Origin of the sequence: Legionella quinlivanii (assembly GCF_003265995.1) — a bacterium.
GTDB classification, from domain to species: Bacteria; Pseudomonadota; Gammaproteobacteria; order Legionellales; family Legionellaceae; genus Legionella_C; species Legionella_C quinlivanii_A.
Genome location: NZ_MVJN01000001.1, coordinates 1 through 11813 on the forward strand (window position 1 = coordinate 1; position 11813 = coordinate 11813).

Genomic DNA, 11813 nt, shown 5'->3' on the forward strand with positions numbered 1-11813 from the left:
TGGTATCCAACAGCATAGAGTCCCTTTGTTTATTCCTGCCCGGAAAAAATTTAAAGGGTACTCTAGCTCTTTTTTCAATTTATTCAATCTGTTAAACAAAAATATTTTCCTTAGCCTGACGGCTATGGGCGAAGCGCCCGACCTACGCTTATTAACTAATCTTTCGCAGAGCGAACAATCAGAACATCACATTCCGCGCCGTGAAGAATTGCATTAGCGGTAGAGCCTAATAATAAGGCCAGGCCATGCTTGCCGTGACTGCCCGTAACGATTAAATCAATATTTTTCTCCTGGGCCACTCGGAGTATTTCGTTTTTAGTAGAGCCAAACTCGATCATACAGTGAGCTGCATCGACACCGAGTTTTTTAGCAAGAGCAGCCAGCTCTTTCTCGGCCTGCTCACGAATAGATACTTCAACCTCAGCAAAGCCTGCAAAACCAGGATAGGCATAAGCCGGAATGGGTTCCACAACATGCACTAGCAACAGATCAGCTCCATTCTCATCAGCAATTTTCTTTGCTTTCTGCGCCGCTCTAACTCCTACTTCATCAAAATCAGTAGCGAATAACACCCTTTTGTACATAGCTATCTCCTTAGCAAGCTTATATGCTAAGCCTATCAGATATTTGGAAAATTTCCCAGTAAGCTTACTGAACTCGCTATTCCGCGAACCAGCCGCGGGATACAGGGAATAAGCCTATTGACTTATGGATCAGGCCAGCCAGGTCAGATTAAACAGTACACCATGAGTGTATAAATGATCTAACTGAAGGCCGGTATTAAGTGTTTGCCCCGCAGCACGTCCGAGTTCGCTCTTACCCCAATCAGCAAATTCATAGCCAACACCCACCTGAAAATGCTCGTTTAAACTCTTCTGTACACCGGCGCCCAGCGTATAGGCGAAAGTTGTCTTGGTATGGTTTGCGAAATCCGCATTAGGAACGGCTTCAAAAATTGTCGGTGTATTCTGAAATGCATAGGAGCGATTAAAGCCTGCACCCACACTGGCGCTAACCCAGGGAATTACAAAATAGCCTTTGTCGAGCAGTAATTTGCCTTTTGCGGCAATACGGTTATGTTTAACCTTATAGCTATAGGTGTAATTGTCAAATGAGGGATCCGCGTCATCCCATATATTACCTTGCAGCCTAACTCGGCTGGTGGTGGCAAGCTCAATCCCTAATTGTCCTGACCACTGATCAGACAGGCTCTTTTGGGCGCCAAAGAATAACTCAGCGACAGCTAAGGCTTTTGTCGATTTTCTGGCGACATAGGTTTTTTCAATTTCGGGCGCAAGGAAAAAAGTCTGAGTATCGCCGGCTCTTGCCCAGGCAGGTCCAGCACTGACAGAACTAACCCAAGTCCAGTCTTTAGCAACGACCGGTCCCATGGTACCTGCAACAGAATAGCTGGCAAAAATACTAGTGGTGAGTGCAAGTAAAGCAGTCTGTTTTTTCATTGAGGGTTTCCTTACTCAAAAATATAAAATAGTAAATAAGTACATCAAATTTAACATTTAATGATACAATGTATCCCTTGCTTACCGCCCGGCGGGAAACGTCTTTTCAACTATCGTAATAATATACATGCTACTCGATCTCTTAGGAACTCTTTTATCGTTACTTTCCACCTGGTATTTCATTCAAATGGACAGGAAAGCGTGGATAATCAGCATTTTTGCCACTGCGATAAACAGTGTTCTCTATTTTAGTAAAGGGATTTATGCCGACACCCTGCTTGAAATATTCTATTTGTTAAACAGCTTTTACGGCCTTTTGCTGTGGAACAGAACTCTCAATTCAAAATTTAAAGTTAAATGGCTATCGTTCCCTCAGGCTACCGTCCTGTTGATGCTCACTACTGCCTTATACCTTGTTATTTATTTCCTGTTGCGACAATATACTGATTCAACTGTAGCAAGCCTTGATGCACTCACAACGGCGCTTAGTATTATGGGCCAGTGGCTGATGTGTTATAAAATCATCTATACCTGGCTTGTCTGGTTTATAACCGATGCAATATACGCTTATATGTATTTTTACAAACAAATCCCTTTTCACGCCTTTCTAATGTTCCTCTATACCATTATGGCTATTGCGGGTTATTTAAAATGGGCCTCTCAGGATACTCTTCAAGCACAACTCAATTCACTTTAAAATAAGGATATATTATGAAGATTAGGGAGATCAAACATCCATTATTTGCTGCCTCAATGCTTTTGTTTGGCAGTAAACTAAATGCAGGGATACCATTATGGACTTTTGCGCAAGTGCCAGGATTCCCAGCCAATACCACGGTGGAAACAACAGGCAGCGCAACTGTACAATACACAGTAACTAATCAATCGCGTAAACCTCATACTTTAAGGATGCAGCCAATTCGGGGAGTTTTTCCTTCCGGATGTACAGAAACACTAGGCTATCTTCAGTCCTGCCTGCTGACTTTAAGTATTAATGGGCAAGCTCTGCAAGCCGATGTCATTGGCGGTCCCATCCTTTGTGATCTATATGCCCCTTTACAGTGTTATCAGCCCGGTTTCAACGACGGCCTTAGGATCCACCTCGTATCAGCGAACCCGCAAACGCAACCTGCCCTGCTAAGTTTAAATCCTTCAATCCTTCTTCTTATCGCTAGTGATGGGGCAAAAAATGTTCAGGTTTTTAATAATAGTAATGCGACAGCTGAGAATTTAACCATCTCAATCCCGGCGGGCAGCGGACTGACAGTGAATTATGCAGCCTCTACCTGCACCAGTACGCTTGCCCCCTACAGCAGTTGTACTTACAATATTCAACCAGGCGGCCTCCCGGAAACCACAGCTATTTCAGTTCAGGGTTCTAATACTAATGTGGTCAATAGCCTGGTTCGGGTTCTTGCGTTTACACCGCCAGGATATTGCGCGGGATTATTGCTTCAAAGCAATGTTAATCCGATCACCAATCCTACTGAAGGGTGCAGTAGTTGTCTCCCTACCAGTCCTGGTTATCCTTTGAGCAATACAATGCATGTCTTTAGTGAAGTGGGTGGATGCGGCACCATGCAATTTACTTTGGAATGGTCACGCAATGGCGATATTGATGCCCATGCATTATTCCCTACCTTACCCAATCCAACTCATATCTATTTTCTTAATCGGACTTCAAATAATTTTGATCTGGATGTGGATGATACCACAGGTAATGGTCCTGAAAATATCTATCAAATCAACTCTAACCTGCCAATGCCCGTGGGGCGCTCGTATTTTGCGGTCTACAATTATGCCATGCCCGCAATGCCAGGATTAACTTACTACTTACGTTTTCGCTGCATTGATAAATCCGTTACCCCATACATTCTAAATGAGGTGGTGCGAGAATTTACTGTACCCTCAGTCGTTAGTAAGCTTGCCAATTATGTAGGTTATGCTGAATTTGGTGCGGATGGCTCATGTAGCATTAATTTACCATCCTCAACCGCAACAGCTATTGGAGATTTCCAGGGGAATAACGTGTTCTAGTTAAATATGAACATCACTGAGATAGATTTCTGTGATTTATCCACAGGATTTCTGTATCCCGCGAAGTATTGCGGGATACAGGAAAACAGGAAACAAGTGGTATTTACGCAGCTTCTATCGGCAAATCATCATGCGTTGATAACACTTTTCTTTGTTTCGCATTGTTTTTATCGGCTGCAGTACGTCGCAATTCTTCATCACTGAAATCATCCACTGCAATCACTGCCTGGCGAGCCTGTTCTGCTTCACGCATCTTGACCGCTTCTTCTGCGGTTAAAACGCCAGCAGCCTCAGCCTCGTCGATTTGCTCGAGTAAAGTCAATGAATGCAGCATACCCTCTCTAACTGCCTTACTGATTTTCCGCTCGAGACTTTCAACGGCATAGATTTTATGAAACGCATCTTCCAAACGTCCAACAGGGCAATTGGCCAAGGGCTCTTTAAATACAATACGCGCCATTCGATCACGAGTCTCATTAGGCTCTGACATCAGTCTGGCAAGCTTATGACCGAGATGATCCGCAGGATAGTGCCTTTTGCTGCCGAAAGGCATCAGTATCATTTTTAGCAGGATGCGTCCCCAACGGACCGGGAAATTGGTAATAACCCCTCTGAAGGCACGCTCACACTCATGCAGTAGATGCTGGCAGCACCACTCGACCAAGGGCAGGTCAGCTGCTGGCTCTCCATCGTCATGATAGCGTTTCAGTACTGCGGATGCGAGGTAAAGGTTACCTAAAACATCACCCAGACGTGCTGAAATTTTTTCCTTGCGTTTTAAAGCGCCTCCCAATATCCCCATACAAAAATCTGCTGTAAACGCCAGATTGGCACTATAGCGGTTGATGAGCTGATAATAACGCTTCGCTTTACTCTGTGGAGCCTTTGTAAATCGTCCGTCAGTAAAAGCATAGACTATTGATTTAGCCAGATTAGCCATGACGAAGCCGGCATGCCCCCAGAAGGCATCATCAAAAGCCGTCAGATTATTTTCACGAACACTTTCGAGTTCCTTGAATACATAGGGATGGCAGCGAATAGCGCCTTGTCCGAAAATAATCAGATTACGGGTGAGAATATTAGCCCCTTCTACAGTAATACCAATCGGTGCATTCTGATAGCCTCTTCCCAGATAATTATTAGGCCCAAGGCATATTCCCTTACCGCCATGTATATCCATCGCATCTAAAGACACCTGACGGGCTCTTTCAGTGGTCTGGTATTTAAGAATTGCTCCGGCAACTGAGGGCTTGGCACCGTGATCAATCGCTGATGCAGCCATTGTTAGTCCTGCATCAATAATATAGGTATTGGCCATGATGCGCGCCAAAGGTTCTTCAATGCCTTCAAAGTTAGCGATTGCCTGATTGAATTGTTTTCTGACTCGGGAATATGCACCACTGGCCAAAGCTCCGGCCTGAGACCCACCCATTGCACTGGAGGGTAGTGAAATCGCTCTGCCGGCACTTAAGCATTCCATCAGCATGCGCCAGCCTGCACCTGCCATAGAAGCCCCGCCGATGAGATAATCCACCGGAATGAAAACATCCTTACCCTGTGTAGGACCATTAAGAAATGCAGTGTTCAATGGAAAATGCCTTCTACCCTTGATGACACCCGGTGTAGTCGAGGGTATTAACGCACAACTGATACCTACATCATGGCCTTTACCCAGCAGGTTCTCTGGATCAAATAATCGGAAGGCTAAACCAATTACCGTCGCGACCGGGCAAAGTGTAATATATCGCTTGTTCCAGTTCAGACGAATTCCTAAAACTTCTTTACCATTCACCATTTCCTTACAGACAATTCCTTTGTCCGGTATAGAAGCCGCATCAGAGCCGGCATTGGGGCCTGTGAGGGCAAAACAGGGTACTTCACGTCCATCTGCTAATCGAGGCAGATAGTAATCTTTCTGTTCTTTCGTACCATACTTCAAAAGTAATTCAGCAGGGCCTAATGAATTGGGCACGGAAATGGTTGTTGCAGCAGAAATGGAGCGCCCATAAACTCGCGCCAGAATAAAGGCCTGAGCAGTCGCTGAAAAATCGAGGCCGCCGTATTCCTTGGGAATAATCATTCCCAAAAAGCCTTTTTCCTTAATAAATTGCCAGACTTCAGGAGGCAGGTCGGTGCGATTATGGGTAATGTCCCAATCATCCAGCATGCGGCATAACTCATTCAGCGGGCCATTGATAAAAGCCTGTTCCGCATCAGACAGATGACTTACCGGTGCATTTAACAATTGCTTAAAGTCAGGGGCTCCGCTAAACAAATCACCTTCCCAGCTGACCGTTCCTGCTTCAAGCGCTTCACGCTCAGTGGCCGACATAGTGGGCATTGCTTTACTTACCACCTTAAATACACGGCTGGAGATTAATTGTCGTCTTAAGGGTTTGATGGCACCTGCCAGCAACATTAAAAATCCTAATCCTAATAATGTGTGAGCAAACCACCCTAAGGAAGAATATTTCATAAAAAGTAAGGCAACAATCGCGTAACTGATTGTCCAGACTACAATTGACGCCTGTCGGCTCAGCAATTGATAAAATCCGTATATCAGGATTGCTGTTATAATTAGATTGAGCAACACATTCATCTCCTTTTAGCAATGTCAATAATAAACAAAGACCCAGAGGGTGTTAACAGAACTGGTTCAGCGCAAAGGATCCATTGTTGCCACACAATCTGTAGGTGAAATGGATTTCGCTTAGCAGGACACCAGTTGAATGAACAGTCTCGTGATCTTAAGTATATAGTGGGTTAATGGTTTTTTGCCAGAATTACGCATTTTGACTCTGTTTTTGTTTATCTCCTGTTTTTTTAAGGTCGAGTAGTTTGAAAATCTGCTCGGCAAGTAACTCTGGATTCTCCATTGGCAACATGTGAGTTCCCTTCATTTTCTGGCTCACAATACCATAGTGCCTGTTCATGTAACTCACGTCAGACTGGCTGACAATATCACTTTGATCTCCGTAAATAAGGAAAGCCGGAATTTTTAATTTACCCTCATATTGATGAAACTGATGTGGAATAGTCCGAAAAATGGAGTATTCAATGTCCCGGTCAAATCGCAGTGAATAACCCTCTTCACCTTTGCAAAAGCCATATTCAATATAATCTTTTAGACAATCATCCCGAAAACTCGAAAAAAGCGCTCTGGTTTTAAGATAATCCCATAGTTGTTGCTTATCAGGCCAATGCTGCCTCCTGCCCCGAGTTCGTCCGGCTGGCGTCACTTTATCAATCAGACCAATGGTTTTTGCCAGTTTAACCATCCTTGATTTAAACCGGTTTAACAAAGGAGAATCAATCATGACAACAGCGGAAAATAACTCCGGGTGCTCTATGGCAGCAATTAAGGATAATACACCGCCAAGCGAATGCCCTACTCCAATGACCGGAGGCCTGCAGTTTTCTTTGACACTCTCTGCTATCTGATCAACCAGACAGTGCCAGTTTTCAGTTACTGGAAAACGAACATCATGCCCAATACGATCCACATAGCAGTAGTCGTACCGGGTTTCCAATGCAGTCAGGAGCTGATGATAACAAGGTGATGGGAAACCATTTCCATGTGCAAAATGGATTGTTTCCTTCACGAAAGCACCAGCTTTTTACTTTCATTACGCAATGAAATGACGGCAAAACTGAAATAAAAGGAAAGAACAAGAATAATAACCACGCCTAAGCCAGGAATGGGTAAATTCGCTGCCAGCATCAACAGTAAAACTGCGATTGAGGGAGTTGCCCCGACCGCCAGTAAGCGACAGGATTGCGCATAAGTCAGATCCAGTTTATAAAACAATCGGGATACTAGCTGCCCAATCATTCCAAACACCAGGAAAAACGTTAGAAACATCACGAAGAATATCAGAATGACTGTCGGGTAAATGATAATCAATGACAGGTATTTTACTGTCTCAATCCCCGAAGAAGCTATCCATTTGCTCCCATCGAAAATTTCATTCATTTGTGGCGGAAATATTTGCACTATCGGCGTATCCGACTGCGGCTGTGCCTGATTCATAAAGAAAAACTGGGGCGATGGCGGCCAGAAGGACAGTTGATTTTTAGAAATAAGCGTCGTGAGATAAGGATATTTTTCACTGCGTCCGGTCACTGTCCCGCTTGTGTCAATGACTGAAACAACCTGACCTGATTGATTTTTTATTTCATAGGGCATGGGTTTATCAAAACTGACAAGGCCATTTTGAATAGTGATAGGCGGCATTTTCTTAAGAGGTGTCAGCAACTGCTGATCAAAGAAAATATTGAAATCATTGGTGGTTCTCAGGGCAAATGGGGTTCCGAACACCAATATAGCAATAAATAAGTATACAATTCCCAATCCAAACCAGCGCTTGCCAACATCAACATACAATCGACTGCTGAAAAATGAGAGAACCAGAGCCTGCCAGTAGTTATAATGTGGCTTGTTAATATCCCGCAACGCTGTGTTGTTTTGACTCATGCCATCCTCCCATTCGTAATCCGGTTTTACTATCAAACAAATTTGCTTTGGCGATGTTTAATTCAATATCCAGATGATTATCATTAATTGGTTCATCTGCAGATGCTCTGATTGCAAATTGTGTTGTACCACACAAACTTTGTGCGTGAATCAGTTTATCAGCTCCCAAATCATCAATATACTCTATTTTCACCCGGATAGCTGGCCTTGCTGCGTCTCTATTAATACGAAGATGCTCCGGGCGAATACCGATGATTACCTCATCGACAATAGTATTGAAACTATTTGGAACAGGCAGATCAAATCCAAGCCTGGACGATATTTTACCGCTGCCATTATCGAGTCGGGCAGGTATGAGGTTCATTGGATAATGACCGGTAAATCCTGCAACGAATAATGACTGAGGTTGCTGATAGAGCTCCTGAGGAGAACCTATCTGTTCAATTCTACCCTGATTTAAGACGACTACTTTGGAAGCCATTGTCATTGCTTCGGTTTGATCATGGGTAACATAAATACTGGTGGTTGCAAGGTTTTGGTGAATCTTTCGTATTTCATAACGCATTTCATTGCGCAACTTTGTATCCAGATTGGATAAGGGTTCATCAAACAGAAAAACGGCGGGCGAGCGGACAATCGCGCGCCCCATCGCCACTCGCTGCTTTTGACCGCCTGACAATGCCTGCGGTTTGCGTTGCAGACAAGCACTAATCTGCAACATTTCTGCGACATCCAGGACTCTTCTTTTAATTGAATCCGCAGTCATTCCCCTGATTTTCAGGCCATAGGCCATATTTTCAAAGCAGGTCATATGAGGATAGAGCGCATAATTCTGAAAAACCATCGCAATATCTCGTTTGGAAGGCGCTATATTATTGACACATTGTTCATCAAAAAAAATCTGCCCGGAACTTATCTCTTCAAGGCCTGCTACCAATCTTAATAAAGTTGACTTTCCACAGCCGGATGGGCCAATGATTGCGACAAACTCGCCCTGCTCGATATTTAAATTAACATCGCAAAGAATTTGCTGTTTGTCATAATCTTTAGTTACATGCAGAAGTTTGACCGTAGCCATTAATGTGTTAATCCTTGCTCAAACCAGCGTTGTAAAACCACCACTATAATGCATGGAGGAAGCATCGCCAATAATGCAACTCCCATAATATAGTGCCATTGCGGGATCTGATCTGCTACCCCTGCCAGATAACGTATTCCCATAACAATGGTTGCAACACTGGAGTCACTGGTAATTACTAAAGGCCATAAATACTGGTTCCAGCCATAAACAAACAAAATGATAAACAAAGCAGCAATTTGCGTTTTTGCAAGAGGTAATAATATATCCCAGAAAAAGCGGACAGGCCCTGCTCCATCAAGAGTCGCAGCATCAATTAACTCATTGGGGACGGTCTTGAAGAACTGTCGGAAGAGGAAGGTCGCGGTTGCTGAAGCCATTAAGGGAAAAGTCAGGCCGCTATAATGATTTAGCCAGCCCATTGAAGCTACGATTTGAAAAGTGGGCACAATACGAACCTCTACCGGCAGCATCATAGTGGCAAATATCAGTCCAAAAATAAACGATTTACCCGGTAATTTAAAATAGACAAGCGCAAAGGCTGACAATAGAGCGAGAATGATTTTTCCACTGGCGATTGAAAAAGCCATTACAAAGCTGTTCAGTAACAAACGCCAGATGGGTTGACCGCCAGTTGAAGCAACGCCCTGCGTGAGTACGGTTTTTAAATTGCTTAACAACAGGCCTCCGGGAACCATTGGGACAGACTGCTGCATCATTGCACTTCCTTCATGGCTCGCTGCGACCAGAGCCAGATACAAAGGGCAAAACAAAAAAATAATAAATCCTGTGAGAAAAATATGCGGGAGCAAACGATTTAATTTTATCATTTATAATGCACCCTCTTTTCAAGAAAATAAAATTGCAAAAGAGTAAGAATGACGACCAAAAGCATCAATATAACAGACTGAGACGCTGAGCTCCCCGGATCCATACCCACAAATCCATCACGATAACTTTTATAAATCAAGGTACTCGTACTTGTGCCTGGGCCGCCGCTGGTCAGAATATCAATGATTCCGAACGTTTCAAAAAAACCATAAATAAGATTCATGATCAACAGAAAAAAAGTAGTCGGAGATAGCAAAGGCCAGATAATCTGCCAGAATTGCTGCCAGGATGAAGCTCCGTCAATTACAGCGGCATCAATCAACGAGCGCGGCAGTGATTTGAGTGCCGCGAGAAAAAAAAGAAAATTATAACTGAACTGCTGCCAGCTGGCAGCAATAATAATGACAATAAGAGCCTGGCCTGGATGAGTGAGGTAATTAAAATGGATGCCAAAATGCTCCATTAAACCAGAAAACCAGCCCATACCTGGCTGGCACAAAAAGCGCCATAGAATAGCCGCTATCGCAGGAGCTACTGCATAAGGCCATAATAATAATGTTTTGTAGATCCGCTGGCTTTTTTTCCGCTTGAAAACCAGATAAGCCAGCAGCAAACCAAAGCCCATCGTCGCTGCTGCAGTGGAAAAAGCAATAATAAGGGTAATCAGAATGGCGCGGGAAAACTCCGGATCCAGAAACAAGTCGACAAAATTACTTAGACCGGCAAATTGCTGTTTAAGCCCAAAGGCATCACTAAAATAGACCGACTGAACTAACGCCATGAAGGCAGGCCAGATAAAAAAAATCAGGGTAATCAGTAACTGGGGAGCTATGAACAATAGCGCCAGTTTTTTGTGTGATGTAAACTTTGCCATCAGGCAACCATTTTATGTATAGAAACAAAATTATATACCTACCGCTTACCATATTAAAGACAGGGACAGAATTCAATGATTAATCCACCTCCTGATTTCATGCGCTGCATCCTTATTGATAAAAATCATCAGCTCACGATAGCTAAAGAAAAAATACCCGCAATCAATGACCACCAGATATTAGTTAAAGTAAAAGCAATCGCCCTGAACCGGGCTGATTTAATGCAGCGTCAGGGCAAATACCCGCCCCCGACTGGTGAATCGGCAATCCCGGGACTGGAGGCAGCGGGTGAAGTGGTGGCAACAGGGCCTAAGGTTACTCGTTTTGAACCTGGCGATGCCGTTTATGGGCTGGTAGGCAGCGGCGCGTATGCTGAATACTGCCCCATTCATCAATCCCTTGCAGAAAAAATGCCTGCCGACTGGTCATTTGAATATGCTGCGGCCATCCCTGAAGCATTAACCACCGCCAACGCTACACTTTTTGAGTTGGGAAACCTATCTAGTCATGAAACCATGCTGGTTCATGCAGCCGGTAGCGGCATTACAACCATGGCCATTCAAATGGCAAGACTCACTCAGGTGAATCTGTTGACAACTGCCAGTAATTCGAGCAAGGCCGAGCAGGCAATTGCACTGGGAGCATCCCAGGTTATTAATTATCGACAAGACGATTTTGCAGAATTAATTGCTCCTGATTCACTGGACCTGGTTCTGGATTATATGGGCGGCGATTATTTTAATAAGCATCTCAAACTGTTGAAACTATCTGGACGCATGATTCAAATTGCTTCAATGCTGGGGCGAAATGTGGAACTTGACCTTGCAACTTTGATGAGAAAACGTTTAAAAATTCAGGGCTTTGTACTAAGGTCGCAATCCATTCCCGAGAAAATATACTTATGGCAGGCAGCGCATAAACGCTGGGGAGCTGCTTTGCAGAACGGCAAGCTCAAACCCGTCATTGATTCTGCCTTTCAATTCGCGGAAATAGAAAAAGCCCAGCAGCATATGCTTGATGGCAGGCATTTTGGCAAGATTGTTATCAGTCTGTGAGCA

At 44.0% G+C, this 11813-nt stretch carries 11 protein-coding genes; 3 read left to right on the forward strand and 8 right to left on the reverse strand.

Annotated elements, in window-relative coordinates; translation table 11 throughout:
- Positions 1-155: 155 nt before the first annotated feature.
- Both B1207_RS00005 and B1207_RS00010 read right to left on the reverse strand, forming a co-directional pair.
- Positions 156-584, reverse strand: a complete 429-nt coding sequence (locus B1207_RS00005; protein ID WP_058506691.1) for a universal stress protein — start codon at positions 582-584, stop codon at positions 156-158.
- 129 nt (positions 585-713) lie between these two features.
- A complete protein-coding gene (locus B1207_RS00010) occupies positions 714-1460 on the reverse strand; it encodes an outer membrane protein (protein WP_112217961.1) in 747 nt (248 codons plus the stop codon).
- Positions 1461-1587: 127 nt separating this feature from the next.
- Here B1207_RS00010 and pnuC point away from each other — a divergent pair, with 127 nt between their 5' ends.
- Positions 1588-2157 carry a nicotinamide riboside transporter PnuC gene (gene pnuC / locus B1207_RS00015; RefSeq protein WP_112217962.1) on the forward strand — a complete coding sequence of 190 codons (570 nt, stop codon included), beginning with the start codon at positions 1588-1590 and terminating at the stop codon, positions 2155-2157.
- Positions 2158-2171: 14 nt separating this feature from the next.
- Positions 2172-3497 (forward strand): hypothetical protein, encoded by a 1326-nt coding sequence (locus B1207_RS00020; RefSeq protein ID WP_112217963.1) that lies wholly within the window; start codon positions 2172-2174, stop codon positions 3495-3497.
- A 103-nt stretch (positions 3498-3600) separates the two neighbouring features.
- Here the strand turns inward: B1207_RS00020 and B1207_RS00025 are convergent, their stop codons facing one another.
- The 6 genes from B1207_RS00025 to B1207_RS00050 form a co-directional block, all read right to left on the reverse strand.
- A complete protein-coding gene (locus tag B1207_RS00025) occupies positions 3601-6087 on the reverse strand; it encodes an acyl-CoA dehydrogenase (protein ID WP_437178492.1) in 2487 nt (828 codons plus the stop codon).
- 193 nt (positions 6088-6280) lie between these two features.
- Positions 6281-7099, reverse strand: a complete 819-nt coding sequence (locus tag B1207_RS00030) for an alpha/beta fold hydrolase (RefSeq protein ID WP_112217965.1) — start codon at positions 7097-7099, stop codon at positions 6281-6283.
- Entirely contained in the window at positions 7096-7971 is an 876-nt protein-coding gene (locus tag B1207_RS00035; RefSeq protein WP_112217966.1) for a DUF1189 family protein, read from the reverse strand. The genes B1207_RS00030 and B1207_RS00035 overlap by 4 nt, the downstream gene beginning before the upstream one ends.
- Positions 7937-9049, reverse strand: coding sequence for an ABC transporter ATP-binding protein (locus B1207_RS00040; RefSeq protein WP_112217967.1), 1113 nt, complete (start codon positions 9047-9049; stop codon positions 7937-7939). Before B1207_RS00040 ends, B1207_RS00035 begins: the two co-directional genes overlap by 35 nt.
- The gene (gene ugpE, locus B1207_RS00045) at positions 9049-9879 is read right to left on the reverse strand and encodes a sn-glycerol-3-phosphate ABC transporter permease UgpE (RefSeq protein WP_112217968.1); all 831 of its coding nucleotides are present in this window, start codon (positions 9877-9879) and stop codon (positions 9049-9051) included. Before ugpE ends, B1207_RS00040 begins: the two co-directional genes overlap by 1 nt.
- Positions 9876-10754 carry an ABC transporter permease subunit gene (locus tag B1207_RS00050; RefSeq protein ID WP_112217969.1) on the reverse strand — a complete coding sequence of 293 codons (879 nt, stop codon included), beginning with the start codon at positions 10752-10754 and terminating at the stop codon, positions 9876-9878. Before B1207_RS00050 ends, ugpE begins: the two co-directional genes overlap by 4 nt.
- Positions 10755-10829: 75 nt before the next feature.
- On the opposite strand from B1207_RS00050, the gene B1207_RS00055 reads away from it, so the two are divergent.
- Positions 10830-11810, forward strand: a complete 981-nt coding sequence (locus tag B1207_RS00055) for an NAD(P)H-quinone oxidoreductase (protein ID WP_253255747.1) — start codon at positions 10830-10832, stop codon at positions 11808-11810.
- The last annotated feature ends 3 nt before the right edge of the window (positions 11811-11813 follow it).